Source organism: Agathobacter sp. LCP21S3_B2, from assembly GCF_052118705.1.
GTDB lineage: Bacteria > Bacillota > Clostridia > Lachnospirales > Lachnospiraceae > Roseburia.
In genome coordinates, this window is sequence record NZ_JBQKGQ010000012.1 from 1 (window position 1) to 16,556 (window position 16,556).

Consider the following 16,556-nt stretch of genomic DNA (forward strand, 5'->3'; position numbering starts at 1 on the left):
TATTTTGATTTCCTTTTAATGTCACTCTACGATTATTGCTCATGGTAAAACGCTCCTAAATTGCTTGATTTATAGGTCTATTTTAGCAGAAATTTCATTCACCCAAAAGGTGAATATAAAATAATCGTTGAAATTTAAGAAAATGTAGTATTTATGGGCGTTTCATAGGACGTTAAAAAATGAACTTCACGGATTCAGGTTTATTTTAATCTGTCTATTGCTTTCTAATGATAAGTTGTTTACAATACTCATAAAGGGCTCCTTTGTTGGTTTTTATTAAGTCTTGGACACCTTAATTTTACCACATTTGGATGCTCTTTTTTCATTCACTTGATAGGTGAAAAGCAATATTCAGTTAAAATACAGTAACTATGCGGTTTTTAGCCACTTTCACGGCTGTGCCATGAATAATCTAGGCTTTTTATAGTATACCATATTTTCTCTCTGTTTTGTACTGAAACTAACAGCCTACAGTTTGAAGATACTATTTTAATATACTTTCTCTTATCGGCTTCTCTTATGCTTGCATCGTTCAAATTCTCTAACCTTTTCTGTTCCCCACTGCTTCTTCCTCGCCTCATATTCCTCCAAAAATTCATCATACATGCTCATCTGATATCGCATACTACGCATCGTATCCTTATTGTAACCCATTCTTTTTTCATACATCCGAAGTTCCTCCATAACATCCTCTGTCGGCTCTGGCAGTATTGCTACACGCTCCGCAAGTGGCATGTTTTTATAATCCGGCTGTTCTTCCTTTTCTTCTTTATCTGTAAAAGAATTTTCCTTATCATCCTCTTCTCCCTGCCATTCCCTGTTAAACTGTTCAAATGCTGCACCATAGAAAATATCCTCATCCGCTTCCCTGATATCTTCTTTTTCACAGAACAGGTCAAAGCCTTCATAAAAACTTATATTCTTCTCTTCATTACTGTTCTCCGGATTATCTTCTCGGCTTGTTTCTCCTGGTTCCTTCTCCCACTCATCATAATCACGTAGGAATTCTTTCATATGCTCAATATCTGCCTCAATCCGCTGATACTCTATTCGCTTCCTTTCCTTCTGCTCCAGACATTCTGTAATCCCAGAGACAGTAAACCGCTCTCCAAGTCGCTTCCCTCTGACAGATACAGGTTCTCCATTTTTCTTCCGTCTATAAGGAAGAGCGTAAGAGATTGTGTTACCACGCAGCTTCACATCCATCATAAAATAATCCTTCACATATTGGATTACATCCTCTAATGTCCTTGTTTCAGGGGTATTTACCGCATTTCTAAGATATATCTTTATCTCTTCACGAAATGACAATTTTTCCCTCTTTTTCATCTGATACTCTGCAAAGTTGCATCTCTCAGGGCTCTTATCCTTCACATAATAAGTATCCCTGTAGGAATGTGTCAGACCATGCTCCCTGCACTGTTCTCCAAAGAAGCTGCACATTTCCTTAAGTTCCGCCGGACCTCTCCGAAATGACTTTCCATCCCTCAGATTGCAGTTACTTACCAGAAAATGCACATGAACATGCTCTGTATCCGTATGCACCGCAAATAATACCTCATAGCCTTTTGACCAGAAAAACTCCCTTGAAAACTCTTCTGCAATTCTGTAGGCATCTTCATAGGTAAGTTTATCATTGTCATCCGGATGGAAGGATATGGACAGCTTCTGTGCCAGAATCTCCTTCTGTTTATATCGGCTGTACTTCTTATCATGCATTTTCCTTGTCATAAGTAGACTATTAGAAAATTTATCCCTGTTACAGCCAAATGCATTGTAAAGATGATTCTGCGTCTTCACCACACCATCAGCAATCTGTTCCTTTCGTCTTCCAAGAATATAATCGTCTGCACTTTTTAGCTGTGCCACAGACTTACAATAACTGTAATTCACTTTTACATTTCCATATACCGCACCCATAATCTTCCTCCTTTCCCTGCCCTTCTATATTAGCTTCTCCGATATCTGAAGCAGTTTATCTTCAATATCTTTTAAGAAATAATTCGTGGTTTTAAAGCTGCTTTCGGAAAACAGATCTGCATACATGTTGACGGCATGTGCAATCTGATTAAGATTCACACCCTGCTTCTTTAGCTCATGCACCGCCTCTTTCAACAGCTCTCTTATTTCCTTTAACGTCACCCCATCCACTCGCTTTCCTTCATTTACATCCAGTAAATAGCTTATAAAATCGGCATTACCTCTGTATCCGCTTTCATCCTTTTGTTTCTCGAATCTGTCTTTTAGTCGTCTGTCCGCTCGTACATAGATAACCTCGTCCTTTGTTCTGTTCGCCATAAAATCCCTCCTCTTATCTGTAAAAGTCATCCCTATTGATGAACTCATGCACAAAAAAAGGAAGCATGACACATTGCTATTTGCACTGTATCAGCTTCCTTCTTTTATCTGTCTCATATTCAGTTGTTTTCATTTTCGCTCATATCTGATTACTGTCGGCTACACTATCCATAATTACTATAGCCTCTTCCCTTTGTTAAGTGACTGCCACCATACTTCTGCTACAAAATTAGCTTTTCCCATAGCCGCTGCTACAAAAATCAGCTATATTTCAATAGCATAAATCATACCGTAGCAACCATATTTAAGTTGTACTATAGCTGTTTCCCGGAAATTCTCTACAGACAGGGCACATCATCCACACAGGTCAGTCAGCTGCAAAAAACGCAGCAGACTTCCGAAATCCTGTCTTCGCTCTACGCTCCGACAGCCTTTCCCACATCTTTCTTTTCTCAGGAAGAAATCTTCTCCTCCCTTTCCGATGTGGTGTGGATGATATAGGCAGGTAGTACCGCTGGCTTGCCAATTCGTCAAAAAAGAAATGCGAAGTGTCCGAACGACACCCCGCATTTCTTTTCCTTCCTCATTGTCTTCACCATCGGTGCTACCTGCTTAAGGGGCTTTGCCCCCTAAGAACCCCCGGACAGAAAAATACCGGCATCTTCAAAGGGGATGCCGGTATTTTCTGTCTTTGTAACCATTGTCCCGGGAAAGGGCTTATCGAAATTCTTCCATAAACTCCGCCGGAGTCATTATCTCTGGCTTTTCAATATCAATATCCGCAAAGTCCTTATCTCCCGTAACTAATATATCCACATCTTCAATGATTGCAGTATACAGTACCGGATAATCCTTTACATCTCTGATATCAAAAAGTCCATCTTCTATCTCTTTGGGAGTATATACATACTCAAAACTCATCATCAACAGTAACTTATCAATTACCTGTTCTTTTTTCGGAAATTTCCGTCTGACAACATTTTTTAGTTCTTCCACCACATAGGATGATAACACAAGCTGATGTTGTGTAAATATGCAGTTCATCATTGCATCCATCTTAGTTCCCGGGAAAAGCAGTGCAGATATCAGCACATTGGTGTCAAGCATAATTCTCATCTACTTCACCACACTTTCTTCCCTAAGCTCCTTGATCATCGCCATAACATCATCGTCATCCTTTATACCAACTCTTTCCGCTTCACCTGCAAAAGCTCTCTGTGCTTCACGAAGTGCGTCCATAGAAGAATTCATCATATATACTCTTCCTGATTCTTCTATGAACAATACCTTATCTCCATTCTTGATTCCAAGCTTTCTCCTGATTTCAACCGGTATTGTTACCTGTCCCTTGGATGTTACTTTAGCAAGTTCCATAGGTAATCCTCCTTTCAAAAGTAATATATTCCTTACTTTCCTTACACTTATATTATATCTGGCATTACTTAAATTATCAACCCTGTTTCACATAATTCACAAAAATTTTCTTTTTCCCAACTCTTTGTGTGATAAGTTAAACATTTTACATCCCGAATGAAAAATCCAACAGCTCATTTTCCTCTGGTTCATTATCATCTGCTTTATTCTTCAATCCAGTTTCTACATTCGTCACAGGTAAAGGCGAGGCAGTTACTGCATCTGCTCCCATTTTTACAGGTGTTACATTTTACATTCATCATTGCACCATTCTGTAATCCCGCTGCCAATGCTGTCTGCTGTTGCAGCAGATACATTCCTGCAAGTGCCGGAATATTGGCAAGAATCTTTGCTGTTACCTGTTGCACTATCCTGTCCACAAAAGCATCTTCCTTTTCCCTTGTCTCAAGATACGGATCATTCTTTGTACTAATATGCCTTTCATAAAAATCATTGATGGCACAGATGATAAATTCATTCTGGGACTTAAACTCCCTGTCCACTTCAGCAGAATGCAGCAGGCTCCACGCCTGCACTGCATCTTCGCTGTTCATGTTGAAACGGACATTCTTATTCCATGTCTTATCTGCCATTTACATCGCCCTCTTTCCCTGCTCATGTCGAAGTATCATATAGCAGTAGTACTCATATCCCTTGGCATTGGCTCTGATGTCATGATTAAAGAAAACTCTGTCTTTATTGTAAATTCCATAAGCTTCAATAATTCTTGCACCTCCACCGATAAAATGCAGCTTCATCATCTGTTCATTATACTCATAATCATAAAGCTTCTGAAAAACAATATCTGCATACTCCGTTGCCGCTTCCTTCATCAGGCTTACATACGGTTCAACAATATCCGTTTCACCTGTACGAAGAAAATTGTCAATGACCTCACGCATCAGCTCATTTCCCGTATTATCCCTTACTTTGTTACGAATATTTTTTTCACACTGGAATACTCCCAGTTTTTCCGTCCATGACCTACTCTCCATAGCCCTTCCATTATTGAGATACATCAGGTTCATGGTTCCGTTTCCGATATCCACAACAAGATTCATTCCCTTAAAATCCTTAAGATTTTCTGCAACTGCAGAATAGCACTGTGGCATGACCGTACAGCCTGTTATTTCAAGCTCGTACATTCTCTGCTTATATCCGACTTTTACATTCCTGTTTTTCAGCATATATGCCTTAAATTCTTCTCTTTGTGCCTGTACCCATTTTAGTGGAAGTCCCACAGCAAGATGTACACGCACATTATTTCTTGTGTCCGTATATCCCCTTGCTTCCAGTTCCTTCACTACTGCCGCCATGGTAAGTACATAATTATCCTCATCTGTCACCTTGTCAGCTACAAATCCCTTGTGACCTTCCCCGATAATATAATATTTCCCATCCATCTCAATATAATCCTTCGCAAGAACAGGTGGTTTCTCGCTTGCACTGATTGCTGTAGGAAAAACCCTTCTTGCCGTCTTATAGTTTCCATAGCCTGCATCTACTCCGATAATCAGACTACCATTCATCTTGTATTCTCTAATCTTCTCTGTCATATTCTATTCCTCACTATCTTATCTTGTTTTGTACACAATGTCTGAAAGAATTGTCTCCTCCGCCACTGTCTTAATCATCTCCCGCACCTGCCACATTTCGATAGTTGATGCAGAATTTTGCAGCTTATGTTTTTCAAAGTATCTTTTCTCAATACTATCAATCATTTCATAAGCTTCCTCATTTACTTCCATTGCAATCTCATTTAACTTTCCATCTAACATAAGACTTCGGTATCGCACATGATGATTTTCCATCATGTACTTTTTCCACATATCTCCATACTTTCCGCAGAATCGGCTCACATCCTCAATCTCGATATCCGGATAATATAATCCGTCTATCTCTTTGTAAGCTCCACCAATCTGCTCATATAAAGAGAGTTCTTCATTGCTCATAATAATCACCTTTTCCTTTCGTTAAATGAAATCTGTTTCTCGTGCCACTCTTTTACAAGCGACTCAATCAATTCAACCTTCTGCTTAGGTGTAAAATCATCCGGGAAATAACTCTCCAGTACATCTGCCCGAATCTTAATCTGCTCCCTCTGGTTCGACTTTTCCTCTTCCAAAACCGAATAAATTGCATCCATATCAAGCATCCTACTCTGGCTCATACGCTTCATTCTGTTTGCCTGTGACAATGATGGTGTGCACTGCTCCAAATCCATAACAGCATGAAGTTCATACTGTTCCTCTTCCTTGAGATAAGAAAGCTCCACTGCAATCGTAAATGCAATTTTCCCCTCATCAACCATATCCAGTATCTTGGGGATAAGATTTGTAAGCCTGATATACCTGGCTATCTGATTTCTGCTTTCACCAACCTGTCTTGCCAAAATTACATCTGAACGGAGAACGGGTTTTCCATCCTCATTAACCTGCTTATTAAGCTTCGTCCCAACTTGGGACAAAGTGTCCGGAAGCTTCTTTCCCTGCTGTTTCATGGCATCCAGCTTCATCTTATAAGCAAATGCTTTTTCGCTTGGTTTTATATGCTCACGCTGTAGGTTACTATCCACCATGGCGATTATCGCATCCTCATCATTCATAGGAACAACCATTACCGGTACACTGTCTAGCCCTGCCCATTCACTTGCTGCTTTTCTTCTATGTCCGGCTATAATTTCATAACCGGAGCCCTTCGGATTTGGTCTTACAAGAAGCGGGACAAGAATTCCTTTCTCCTCTATGCTTCTCATAAGTTCAAATAGTTCCATATCATGTTCCACCTTAAAGGGATGCCCTTCAAAGTCATGCAATTCACTGATTCTCACCTTTCTCGCACCTGTATCATGGTCGTAAATCCCACATGAGCACATATCACTTGTATGCTTCATCTTAGCTTCCTCCTTTCCATTTCGGAGGTGTCTGATGAATAAGTCGGCAGTCTAAGAAATAGGAAAGACCGCCTGCCATACACCGGAAGATGTAGTAAACAAGCGGTCTTTCGACTAATTTTCTTATTCTGTTGTTGATGTTTATATTTCTGTAATTATCGACTTTGTGAATTGCATTTTCTTGTGTCCACTCATACGAGTTCGAACCCGACAGAAACTTTTACTTCATGAAAAATCTCTTTTTTCTTGCCGATTCCGGGAGTCCGATTAAACTTAAAAATTCTCGCGAAGTGCGTAAACTCAATGATTTCTACGAATTCACCCTTTGTAGACATGTGACGACTTCCACATGATAAGTATTCGGAAACATATCCACGCAGCATATCTTCTCCACTCTATACCCTCTGTCCATAAATATCTGCAAATCCCTTGCCAGGCTTGTCGGTTTACATGAAATATAAACCATATTCTCAACATCATAATCAATAATCCGCCCGATAGCCTTCGGATGGATACCGTCTCGTGGTGGATCAAGAATTATATAATCCGGTTTTTCCTCTATCTCATCAAGCACCTTGAGGACATCACCTGCGATAAATTTACAGTTATCAAGACCATTAAGAGCTGCATTTTCCTTTGCTGCGCAAACTGCCTCCTCAACTATTTCGACACCTACTACTTCCTTACACACCGGTGCCATAAGCTGCGCGATGGTGCCGGTTCCGCTGTAGAGGTCGTAGACTGTTTTACCGTTTAGCGAATCCTTGTCATCTCCCAGGATAAACTCTCTCGCTGTCTCATAGAGCACCTCCGCTCCGAGTGAGTTGGTCTGGAAAAATGAGAATGGTGTGATTTTGAATTTCAGACCTAAGAGCTCCTCGTAGAAATAAGAATCTCCGTAGAGCACCTCTGTGCCCTCGTTTTTGACCACATCTGCCACGCTGTCATTTTTTGTGTGTAAAACACCCTTGAATCTGCCGTCATAGTGCCTGGTCAAAAGTGCATATCTAAAGCCTGCGAGCAGCTCCTCCTCGTTGAAGCCCTCTGTCTGTGTGGTGGTAACGAGGTCGACTATGATTTCACCGGTTTTTGTTGCCTTTCTGACAAGCAGATGCCGCAGATAGCCCTTGTGTGTTGCTCTGTGGAAATATGGGATATTATTTTTTGAAAAATAATCAAGTGTTGCCTTTAATATTGTCCTGAAATCCTCATCCACTATCTGACAGTCCGATACTGTCACAAGGTCATAAAAGCTTCCTCTTTTGTGCATGCCAAGCGCAAGAGGACCATCCTTGTACTCATCGCCGAAGGAAAATTCCATCTTGTTTCTATATTCTCTCTTTTTAGGACTTCCATGTATACCTATAAACTCATATCCTGACTCTTCCTCAGTGCCGATGGCATCCGAAATGAGTTTTTTCACCTGGGTAAGCTTCATATCTAGCTGCTTTTCGTAAGGCACTGTCTGATATGTACAGCCCCCGCACATTCCAAAGTGAGGGCATGGCTCTTCTGTCTCCAGAGGGGATTTCTCAATTACCTCCATGAGTCTGCCCTCTGCCCTTTGATGCTTTACTTTATTTACAACAAATTCCACCTTCTGTCCCGGAATGGTATTTTTCACAATTACTCTGTCGCCATCATCTGTAACGGCTATTCCCTTGTTTGGGAAGTCTACTCTTTCTACGGTTCCTGTTCCTCTAAATCCTTTTTTCATGTAATTCTTATCTCTCTTTATACTTTATTATTCCTTTGTATGCCTGACTGCAAATGCCTTGCTTCACACATAAAGAAAAATGAGGACTACATATGTAGCCCCCATTATCTAAAAACGATTATTTCTCTTCTTTAGTCTTTGGTGCCTCTTTTTCCTCTTCAGCATCATCATCGTCTTCATCCTCGAAGAAATCATCATCGAATTCGTCATCATACTCATCATCGAAATCATCTAAATAATCCGGTGTGAAAAATCTGTAGATACCATATGCCGCTGCTGCAACTGCAACTAATACACCAATGATGGCAAATATGATAACAGCCTTGGAAGGCTTCTTGTCTTCCTCTTCTTTTTTGAGAAGGTCATTAAGCTTTGCCATGCTGAGCTTCTCTGTAAGCTTGTTGTCTTTTAATAATTCTTCAACTTTACTCATAATTCAATCCGCTCCTTTTCCAAAAGTAATTGTCAAATGCTATTTGTTAAATCCATTATAGCATATTATATCCAATTTTCCTATAAAAATTACAATAATTTTAGTCAATTTTTTTCAATTTGGCAAATGAAGCAAACATCTTTTTGGTACCTGCCTTGTCAAAGTCCACAGTGACCTCATAATCCCTGCCGCCTTCTACAATTGCCATGACCTCTCCCGCGCCAAACTTAATGTGAGATACCCTGTCCCCTACCTTATATGAAAGGCCTCCGGTGGTATTGGCACTGGCAAATGACTTCTGGTTGCTCACAGGCGTGTAGACAGGTGTTCTTGTACGCTGTGTATTAAAGGTTGTCGCATACTCTGTGCCGTATGTAGGTGTCTTTTTGAAGGCCTCCTTAGCCTTTCTGTATGTGCTCTGTGAATTTCTTTCAAGGTCATCATCACGGCGCTTTGGCTCATAGACCTCGCCTGCCATAAGCTCACGCGGAATTTCTTTCACAAATCGCGATACCTTGTTGAACTGTGTCTCTCCACGCACCATGCGCATACGCGCCGATGTAATGGTCAGATGCTCCTTGGCTCTCGTGATGCCAACATAAGCAAGACGCCTTTCCTCCTCTATCTCGCTTGTCGCATCATCACTCGTGATTGACATATAGCTTGGGAAAAGACCATCCTCCATACCCGCCAGATACACATTCGGAAACTCAAGTCCCTTAGCACTGTGTAGAGTCATAAGAACCACATAGTCGCTGTTTTCGTCAAGACCGTCTATATCGGCTACAAGCGCTACCTCCTCCAAAAAGCCATTGAGAGTAGGATTCTCCTCCCCCTGCTCGTAATCAACAGCCTTGTTTATAAGCTCATCAATATTCTCAATACGCTGCTCTGCTTCATCCGTGCCCTCAGCCTTCAGCTCATCGACATAGCCGGTCTCATCGATTATTGCCTGTATGAGCTGCGAAACCGAATCCATCTCGGCTCTCGCACGAAGTGACTGTATAAACATCACAAAAGGCTTTATCTTGCCTGCTGACCTCGCCATGCCCGGCACCTCATCGATATAGCGCAGTGCCGTATAGAAATCTATCCCCTTCTCAAGAGCATAGTCTGTCACCTTATTGATGCTCGTAGCTCCGATGCCGCGCTTTGGCACATTTATTATTCGCTTTACCGCAAGGTCATCATGGCCATTGTCAATAGTCTTTAAATATGCAAGGATATCCTTTATCTCTTTTCTGGCATAGAAATTCACGCCGCCGACAATCTTGTATGGGATGTTGGCTGCAATAAATTTCTCCTCGAAGAGACGCGACTGTGCGTTGGTTCGGTAAAGCACAGCACAGTCCTTATAGCGCGCCTCACCCTTTCTCACGAGTCTCGCTATCGAACGCGCCACATAATCCGCTTCCTCGAAGCCACTCTCAAGCTGTTCAAAGGTAATCCTGTCTCCGGCTCCGTTGTCAGTCCAAAGTCGCTTGTCCTTTCTACCCACGTTGTTGGAAATGACGCTGTTGGCGGCATCTAGGATATTCTGGGTAGACCTGTAATTCTGCTCAAGCTTTATGACCTTTGCATCTTCAAAATGCTTCTCAAAGTTTAAGATATTGTATATATTGGCACCTCTGAACTTGTAAATGGACTGATCATCATCACCCACCACACACAGATTCTTATACTTCATGGCAAGAAGCCTGATAAGCTCAAACTGCACGGTGTTTGTGTCCTGATACTCATCCACCATGATATATCTGAAGCGCTCCTGATAGTAATCCAGCACCTCTTTATCCAGCTTAAAAAGCTCTACTGTCTTCACAAGCAAATCATCAAAATCGAGTGCATTATTCTGCTTTAGGGCATTCTGATACTCCTTGTATACAAGTGCCTGCTTGCGCTTCACGAAGTCACCTGTGAAGCGGTTTTCAAACTCTATCGGATCAATCATCTCATCCTTTGCAGATGAAATGACATTTAAAAACATCTTTTCCTTATACATCTTGGTATCTATCTCAAGACGCTTGCAGATGTCCTTCATCAGAGCCTTCTGGTCGTCAGCATCATATATGGTAAAATTCGTGTCATATCCCAGCCTGTCAATATACCTGCGCAGTATACGCACACATGTCGAATGGAATGTAGAAACCCATATGCTTTCCGAACCATAGCCCACCATATCATCAATTCGCTCACGCATCTCTCCCGCAGCCTTGTTTGTAAAGGTGATTGCCATGATATTGTAAGGATTAACGCCACACTCATCTATCAGGTAGGCAGTCCTGTATGTAAGAACCCTGGTCTTGCCACTGCCGGCCCCCGCCAAAATAAGAAGCGGTCCCTCCGTGGTCAAAACGGCCTCCCTTTGCTGTTCATTCAACACATCTAAGTTCATCTGTTTTCCTCTCAATTCTCCAGTCTTTTACAGGCACACATACCATAAATCCAAAAATAATTTATTTATAGCATACCACAAACATATGTTTCACACAACCCAATATGAGAAAATTCAAAAAAAACTTGTCATATAGTTTTCAATACTATATAATAAAAGTCTGAGGTGATGATATGGAGAATGACGTTAAAGAATTTTTATCAGAATTATTAAAACAGCTTAAATCAATAGATTACATAAAGCCGGAGGATATACCAAATATTGATTTGTACATGGATCAGGTGACAACCTTCATGGACGAGCAGCTCGCTGCATCAAAGCGCTACGAAAGCGACAAAATCCTTACCAAGACAATGATAAACAACTATGCCAAAAACAATCTGCTCCCTTCTCCGGACAAGAAAAAGTATTCTAAGGAGCATGTGCTCACACTGCTTTTTATATATTATTTCAAAAATATATTGAGCATCAACGATATCCGCTCGATTCTTAATCCGCTTACCGAGAAGTATTTCGGCAATGATGACGGATTTACGATGCAGGATGTCTATACTGAGGTTTTCAGCTTAGAGGCGGAGGAATCTCAGAAGCTCCTAAAGGATCTCGGCAAGAAATACAAGATTGCCGGTGAGACATTTGAGGATTTTCCTGATGAGGATCAGAAATTTCTTCACACATTCAGCTTTATCTGCATGCTAAGCTTTGATGTCTACATCAAGAAAATGCTGATTGAGCGCATGATTGACAATCTAAATGAAGAAAAAGAGGCTTCTTCCCATGAAAATACACATTCAGGAAAAGAAAGTAAAAAAACAGGCTCAAAGTAATGAGCCTGTTTTTTCCCCCTATGATAAACTAATCCTCTTTGTCAGAGCCATCCTCCATGCGTGAAAAAACCATATCATATCCATCGTTGCCGTAGTTTAAGGATCTGTTCACACGGCTGATTGTGGCTGTGGAAGCCCCGGTCTTTTCTGCTATATCAAGATATGTCTTCTGCTCTCTAAGCATCTTTGCCACTTCAAATCTCTGTGATAGAGAAAAAAGCTCATTTACAGTACAAACATCCTCAAAAAATGTATAACACTCTGCTCTATCCTTGAGACACAAAATAGCATCAAACAAATGGTCTACTGCTTCTGTTTTAAGATTCTTGCTCATCGTGTTCTCCTTTTTCATGCGATTTATTTACTTTTAATTTTAACATATTAAAGTTTTAAAGTAAACAGCTTTCTTGCAATTAAATTATGATATGTTATACTAGTGTTACTATCGCCTAATAAATCAGAATGGAGTAAATTGAAAATGAAAAAAGTAGGATATTTCTTTTACACATTTGTCCCACTGCTTGCAGTTGAGGCAATTCAGACTATCGCCTTATTCTTTATGACGGGCATGGGGGTGTTTGGACAGGGTTTTGTCGGAAAGCTTGCTTTTCCGTCTGCAAACGTATCGGACCGCCTTGAACAGACATTTACCTCTGTAAATTTTAACATGATGATTATGGTCATCTATGCACTCATTACCATTGCGATTTTTGGCATGTGGTACTATGCCAGATACGAAGGTAATTTTCTTCCATCCCCTAAGAAAACCTTCAATCCCATGATGCTTGTGGCAATCGTCATACTCGTGCCGGGTACACAGTTTGCTGCCAATTTCATCGCTAACTTAACCGGCTACATCCGTCCCGACTGGCTGCAGCAGTACAATGAGCTTTTTGAGACATCAGGCATCACAGATACCACCTTTGTAACAGTACTTTATTCTGTAATACTGGCGCCAATCTGTGAGGAGCTTATATTCCGCGGTGTGACCATGCGCTGTGCCAGAAAGGCTTTGCCATTTGCACTTGCCAATCTGATGCAGGCTGCACTTTTCGGACTGTTCCATCTCAACTGGATTCAGGGCATATATGCCTTTGCGCTTGGCATAGTGCTCGGATATGTGTGCGAACACGGTGGCTCTATTTACTACTCTATGGTGCTTCATCTGCTTTTCAACCTTTGGGGCACACTTTCAGGATTTTTCCCTGATCCCGGTAATAGTGTAGTGGTCTTTGTGATTGTGATTGCTGTTACAATTGTTTCACTGGTGGTCGGATTTGTACTGTTTAACAAAGGACGAAGAAAGCTCCCCATAAATTCTACAGGAATATAGACACGCCCGCCAGACTTACTATCATCATAATCATGCCGGCAAGCAGTACTCCAAGCATGACAGCGGCAACTGTTGACTTGAAATCCATATCAAGGATACTTGCAGCAAGTGTTCCTGTCCATGCACCTGTTCCCGGAACAGGGATACCTACGAAAAGTAAAAGTGCAACAAACAGACCTTTTCCTGCCTTTGCCTGAAGCTTCTTGCCGCCCTTCTCTCCTTTTTCAAGGCAGAAGCTAAAGAACTTTCCAATGATTGGTTTGTCTGCTCCCCATATGAGCACCTTTCTTGCAAAAAGATAAATAATTGGTACCGGAAGCATATTTGCAATGATACAAACGATAAATGATGGCACTATCGGCAGCCCCATCACCTGCGAAACCGGTATTGCCCCTCTGAGCTCAAAGATAGGTACCATTGAAAGTAAAAAGATGTAAATATATTTTTTTAACATGAATAATTCTCCAAAAATTTAATTAGTGTATGCATCTGCTCATCGGTTCCTATGGATATTCGCAGATAGTCGTTGATTCGCTCAGGTGAGCTGAAATGTCTGACAAATATATTATCTGCCTTAAGGTCCTCAAAAAGCTTTGTTGCAGAAACATTTGCAGGCTTTGCAAATATAAAGTTGCTCTTTGAGTCACAGAATGTAAAGCCAAGTCTCTTAAGCTCTTTCTTTGTCCACTCACGTGTCTTTATGACCTTTGCTGTGGTCTCTTCAAAGTATGCTCTGTCTTTTACCGCTGCTGTAGCTGCTTCAATTGTGATTCTGTCCATTGTATATGAGTTGAACGAATATTTCACATCATTCAGATACTTGATAAGCACAGGACTTGCCATGGCAAAACCAACTCTTGAGCCTGCCAGCGAGCGTGATTTCGAGAATGTCTGTACCACTATGACATTATCATATTTGTCAATGAGTGGCAGCGCACTCTCCCCGCCAAAATCTACATATGCCTCATCTACTACGACAATTACATCCTGATTGTGCTCTATTATATCCTCTATCTCATCAAGAGGCATGAGCTTTCCTGTCGGAGCATTAGGGTTTGGAAATACTACTCCGCCGTTTGCCTTATAGTAATCTGACGGTACTATTGAAAAATCATCAGACAATGGAAGCTGCTCATAAGGGATTCGAAGCATATCTGCCCACACATCATAAAATGAATACGTAATGTCAGGAAACAGTATCGGCTTTTTTGAATTGAAAAAGGTCATGAAAATCATGGCAAGTACATCATCAGAGCCAACTCCGACAAACACCTTCGAGCTGTCTATCTTATAGAAATCCGCAATTGCATTTACCAGCTTATCAACCTTTGGGTCAGGATACAGTCTTAAATCATCTGTATTGAAATTACTTAAAACCTCCTTCACTCCCGGCGCTGGCGGATATGGATTCTCATTTGTATTTAACTTAATAACACAGGTATTCTTTGGCTGTTCTCCCGGTGTATAAGGTACAACCTTTCGAATGTTATTTTCCCAGTCTCTCATTCTTTTCCTCCAAATTTAATTATATGTCAGCCCATACATATTTACTGATCATTCAATTTTCTTTTCAAAAAACATGATATCAAACATAAAATCAGCGTTTTTATTCACTTTAAAATATGCACCCAAAAAAATGCTAACAATTTTACTTTACCTCATTTACTTATGTTTGTAAAGGTTGTATATTACACTTAATCATTATTTTATATATATTTTTTTATCTATTTTTAATCAAGGGGGATTATAAATAATGACTAGAAATAATTCAAAGGACCTCACTGTAGGTTCTCCTACCAGGCTCATTCTGGGCTTTTCCCTTCCGTTGCTTCTCGGAATGCTTTTCCAGCAGGTTTACAGCCTTATGGATACTATAATCGTCGGCCGTTTTCTAAGTGTTTCGGCCTTAGCCGCAGTCGGCTCTACCGGAAGCATCTGCTTTCTCATCATCGGCTTCTGCCAGGGTGTGTGTGCCGGCTTTTCGCTTCCAATAGCCCAGCGCTTTGGTGCCAAGGATGAAAAAGGACTTAAAAAATATGTAGGAAATGCAGGAATTGTGTCTGTAATTATCGCAATAACCATGACGGCACTCACTGTGCTTCTCTGCGGTCAGATTCTGACCTGGATGAATACGCCAGGCGACATCTACGACCTCGCCTACCAGTATCTGATTGTCATATTTGCTGGCATTCCTGCCACAATACTGTACAATCTGCTGTCAGGATATCTGAGATCTCTCGGCAACTCGGTCATACCTGTTATTTTCCTTATAATCGCGGCTGTTCTAAATATCGGTTTTGATTTACTTTTCATTCTGGTATTTAACATGGGCGTGTTTGGAGCGGCTTTTGCAACCGTACTGTCACAGTGTATATCAGGAGTGCTGTGCATCATTTACATAGCAAAAAAGGTACCTCTGCTGCATGTAAGCAGAAATGATTTGGAGCTTGACTCTTCATATGTCAGAAATCTGATGATCATGGGACTTCCTATGGGCTTTCAGTATTCGATAACCGCTATAGGCAGCGTCATACTGCAGACTGCCGTAAACGGCTTAGGCTCCATCGCAGTTGCCTCAATGACCGCTGCAAGCCGTATTTCAATGTTTGTGATGTGTCCATTTGACGCACTCGGCTCCACAATGGCCACCTACAGCGGACAAAATGTCGGCGCAGCCAAATTTAAACGTGTAAAGAAGGGGCTTATTTCAGCCTCAGTTATAGGATCGATCTATTCGGTTTTGATTTTTGTGGCACTGCTGTTTATAGCCAACTATCTGATTTACCTGTTTGTATCGCCAAGCGAAACAGAGGTTGTCGCACAGGCTCATCAGTTTCTGCTGACAAGTGCATTTTTCTACATACCGCTCGTTCTGGTAAACACAGTCCGTTTCACCATACAGGGCATGGGCTTTTCAGGTTTTGCAATGTTTGCAGGAGTAGCAGAAATGATTGCGCGTTCGCTCATCGGACTTGTATTTGTACCGATATTCGGCTTTTCTGCCGCCTGCTTTGCAAGCCCACTCGCATGGATTCTCGCAGATGCCTTCCTGGTGCCTGCATTCATCCACTGCCTGCATGAGCTACAAAAACGGTAAATTTATCTCACAGCCGAGGAAAGCACCGGCGGATCATACTATATATTGAGCTTTACGAAGCAGCTTAGAAGCAGTTAGAATTATGTCCATATACAACAATGCCCCAGCATGGACGCTGGGGCAAGGCGTTATGTGCCATGAACGGCACATAAA

The 16,556-nt window shown here is 41.3% G+C and carries 17 protein-coding genes; 3 read left to right on the top strand and 14 right to left on the bottom strand.

Annotated features, from left to right (window positions below):
• Positions 1 to 504: 504 nt before the first annotated feature.
• The 11 genes from ACTQ1L_RS09895 to pcrA all read right to left on the bottom strand — a co-directional run bounded on the left by ACTQ1L_RS09895 (position 505) and on the right by pcrA (position 11,146).
• Positions 505 to 1,920, bottom strand: a complete 1,416-nt coding sequence (locus ACTQ1L_RS09895) for a relaxase/mobilization nuclease domain-containing protein (protein WP_441366881.1) — start codon at positions 1,918 to 1,920, stop codon at positions 505 to 507.
• 24 nt (positions 1,921 to 1,944) lie between these two features.
• Positions 1,945 to 2,298, bottom strand: a complete 354-nt coding sequence (gene mobC / locus ACTQ1L_RS09900) for a plasmid mobilization relaxosome protein MobC (RefSeq protein ID WP_441366883.1) — start codon at positions 2,296 to 2,298, stop codon at positions 1,945 to 1,947.
• A gap of 717 nt (positions 2,299 to 3,015) precedes the next feature.
• Positions 3,016 to 3,414: a putative toxin-antitoxin system toxin component, PIN family gene (locus ACTQ1L_RS09905; RefSeq protein ID WP_441366885.1), complete on the bottom strand. Its 399-nt coding sequence runs from the start codon at positions 3,412 to 3,414 to the stop codon at positions 3,016 to 3,018.
• Positions 3,415 to 3,672 carry an AbrB/MazE/SpoVT family DNA-binding domain-containing protein gene (locus tag ACTQ1L_RS09910; protein ID WP_441366887.1) on the bottom strand — a complete coding sequence of 86 codons (258 nt, stop codon included), beginning with the start codon at positions 3,670 to 3,672 and terminating at the stop codon, positions 3,415 to 3,417.
• Positions 3,673 to 3,875: 203 nt separating this feature from the next.
• Entirely contained in the window at positions 3,876 to 4,304 is a 429-nt protein-coding gene (locus ACTQ1L_RS09915; RefSeq protein ID WP_441366888.1) for a hypothetical protein, read from the bottom strand.
• Positions 4,305 to 5,267 (bottom strand): ParM/StbA family protein, encoded by a 963-nt coding sequence (locus tag ACTQ1L_RS09920; RefSeq protein ID WP_441366890.1) that lies wholly within the window; start codon positions 5,265 to 5,267, stop codon positions 4,305 to 4,307.
• Between the two features lie 18 nt (positions 5,268 to 5,285).
• The gene (locus ACTQ1L_RS09925) at positions 5,286 to 5,663 is read right to left on the bottom strand and encodes a TnpV protein (RefSeq protein WP_441366891.1); all 378 of its coding nucleotides are present in this window, start codon (positions 5,661 to 5,663) and stop codon (positions 5,286 to 5,288) included.
• A 5-nt stretch (positions 5,664 to 5,668) separates the two neighbouring features.
• Complete coding sequence (locus ACTQ1L_RS09930) at positions 5,669 to 6,586, bottom strand: ParB/RepB/Spo0J family partition protein (protein ID WP_441366982.1); 918 nt, start codon at positions 6,584 to 6,586, stop codon at positions 5,669 to 5,671.
• 328 nt (positions 6,587 to 6,914) lie between these two features.
• The gene (rlmD, locus tag ACTQ1L_RS09935) at positions 6,915 to 8,321 is read right to left on the bottom strand and encodes a 23S rRNA (uracil(1939)-C(5))-methyltransferase RlmD (RefSeq protein WP_441366892.1); all 1,407 of its coding nucleotides are present in this window, start codon (positions 8,319 to 8,321) and stop codon (positions 6,915 to 6,917) included.
• Positions 8,322 to 8,439: 118 nt separating this feature from the next.
• Positions 8,440 to 8,754 carry a hypothetical protein gene (locus ACTQ1L_RS09940; RefSeq protein ID WP_015517096.1) on the bottom strand — a complete coding sequence of 105 codons (315 nt, stop codon included), beginning with the start codon at positions 8,752 to 8,754 and terminating at the stop codon, positions 8,440 to 8,442.
• A 100-nt stretch (positions 8,755 to 8,854) separates the two neighbouring features.
• Positions 8,855 to 11,146, bottom strand: a complete 2,292-nt coding sequence (gene pcrA / locus ACTQ1L_RS09945) for a DNA helicase PcrA (RefSeq protein ID WP_441366894.1) — start codon at positions 11,144 to 11,146, stop codon at positions 8,855 to 8,857.
• A gap of 173 nt (positions 11,147 to 11,319) precedes the next feature.
• Here pcrA and ACTQ1L_RS09950 point away from each other — a divergent pair, with 173 nt between their 5' ends.
• A complete protein-coding gene (locus ACTQ1L_RS09950) occupies positions 11,320 to 11,973 on the top strand; it encodes a DUF1836 domain-containing protein (protein WP_441366895.1) in 654 nt (217 codons plus the stop codon).
• Positions 11,974 to 12,001: 28 nt separating this feature from the next.
• Here ACTQ1L_RS09950 and ACTQ1L_RS09955 read toward each other — a convergent pair whose 3' ends face one another.
• Complete coding sequence (locus tag ACTQ1L_RS09955) at positions 12,002 to 12,307, bottom strand: YerC/YecD family TrpR-related protein (protein ID WP_015517093.1); 306 nt, start codon at positions 12,305 to 12,307, stop codon at positions 12,002 to 12,004.
• Between the two features lie 144 nt (positions 12,308 to 12,451).
• Here ACTQ1L_RS09955 and ACTQ1L_RS09960 point away from each other — a divergent pair, with 144 nt between their 5' ends.
• Positions 12,452 to 13,306 (top strand): CPBP family glutamic-type intramembrane protease, encoded by an 855-nt coding sequence (locus ACTQ1L_RS09960; protein WP_441366898.1) that lies wholly within the window; start codon positions 12,452 to 12,454, stop codon positions 13,304 to 13,306.
• On the opposite strand, the gene ACTQ1L_RS09965 is transcribed toward ACTQ1L_RS09960, so the two are convergent.
• Together ACTQ1L_RS09965 and hisC are read right to left on the bottom strand one after the other, a co-directional pair.
• The gene (locus tag ACTQ1L_RS09965) at positions 13,293 to 13,760 is read right to left on the bottom strand and encodes a COG2426 family protein (protein ID WP_321111245.1); all 468 of its coding nucleotides are present in this window, start codon (positions 13,758 to 13,760) and stop codon (positions 13,293 to 13,295) included. The two genes, ACTQ1L_RS09960 and ACTQ1L_RS09965, sit on opposite strands and share 14 nt — an antisense overlap.
• Positions 13,754 to 14,812: a histidinol-phosphate transaminase gene (hisC, locus tag ACTQ1L_RS09970; protein WP_441366900.1), complete on the bottom strand. Its 1,059-nt coding sequence runs from the start codon at positions 14,810 to 14,812 to the stop codon at positions 13,754 to 13,756. Before hisC ends, ACTQ1L_RS09965 begins: the two co-directional genes overlap by 7 nt.
• A 247-nt stretch (positions 14,813 to 15,059) precedes the next feature.
• Between hisC and ACTQ1L_RS09975 the strand changes: the two genes are divergently transcribed.
• Positions 15,060 to 16,403 (top strand): MATE family efflux transporter, encoded by a 1,344-nt coding sequence (locus tag ACTQ1L_RS09975; RefSeq protein WP_441366901.1) that lies wholly within the window; start codon positions 15,060 to 15,062, stop codon positions 16,401 to 16,403.
• Positions 16,404 to 16,556 lie beyond the last annotated feature (153 nt).

Bases quoted from the DNA above. Each gene is read 5' to 3' on its own strand.
- rlmD (WP_441366892.1), bottom strand. From the start codon at position 8,321: ATGAAAAAAGGATTTAGAGGAACAGGAACCGTAGAAAGAGTAGACTTC.
- ACTQ1L_RS09930 (WP_441366982.1), bottom strand. From the start codon at position 6,586: ATGTGCTCATGTGGGATTTACGACCATGATACAGGTGCGAGAAAGGTG.
- ACTQ1L_RS09910 (WP_441366887.1), bottom strand. From the start codon at position 3,672: ATGGAACTTGCTAAAGTAACATCCAAGGGACAGGTAACAATACCGGTT.
- ACTQ1L_RS09895 (WP_441366881.1), bottom strand. From the start codon at position 1,920: ATGGGTGCGGTATATGGAAATGTAAAAGTGAATTACAGTTATTGTAAG.
- ACTQ1L_RS09940 (WP_015517096.1), bottom strand. From the start codon at position 8,754: ATGAGTAAAGTTGAAGAATTATTAAAAGACAACAAGCTTACAGAGAAG.
- mobC (WP_441366883.1), bottom strand. From the start codon at position 2,298: ATGGCGAACAGAACAAAGGACGAGGTTATCTATGTACGAGCGGACAGA.
- ACTQ1L_RS09950 (WP_441366895.1), top strand. From the start codon at position 11,320: ATGGAGAATGACGTTAAAGAATTTTTATCAGAATTATTAAAACAGCTT.
- ACTQ1L_RS09955 (WP_015517093.1), bottom strand. From the start codon at position 12,307: ATGAGCAAGAATCTTAAAACAGAAGCAGTAGACCATTTGTTTGATGCT.
- ACTQ1L_RS09975 (WP_441366901.1), top strand. From the start codon at position 15,060: ATGACTAGAAATAATTCAAAGGACCTCACTGTAGGTTCTCCTACCAGG.
- hisC (WP_441366900.1), bottom strand. From the start codon at position 14,812: ATGAGAGACTGGGAAAATAACATTCGAAAGGTTGTACCTTATACACCG.
- pcrA (WP_441366894.1), bottom strand. From the start codon at position 11,146: ATGAACTTAGATGTGTTGAATGAACAGCAAAGGGAGGCCGTTTTGACC.
- ACTQ1L_RS09960 (WP_441366898.1), top strand. From the start codon at position 12,452: ATGAAAAAAGTAGGATATTTCTTTTACACATTTGTCCCACTGCTTGCA.
- ACTQ1L_RS09915 (WP_441366888.1), bottom strand. From the start codon at position 4,304: ATGGCAGATAAGACATGGAATAAGAATGTCCGTTTCAACATGAACAGC.
- ACTQ1L_RS09920 (WP_441366890.1), bottom strand. From the start codon at position 5,267: ATGACAGAGAAGATTAGAGAATACAAGATGAATGGTAGTCTGATTATC.
- ACTQ1L_RS09965 (WP_321111245.1), bottom strand. From the start codon at position 13,760: ATGTTAAAAAAATATATTTACATCTTTTTACTTTCAATGGTACCTATC.
- ACTQ1L_RS09925 (WP_441366891.1), bottom strand. From the start codon at position 5,663: ATGAGCAATGAAGAACTCTCTTTATATGAGCAGATTGGTGGAGCTTAC.
- ACTQ1L_RS09905 (WP_441366885.1), bottom strand. From the start codon at position 3,414: ATGAGAATTATGCTTGACACCAATGTGCTGATATCTGCACTGCTTTTC.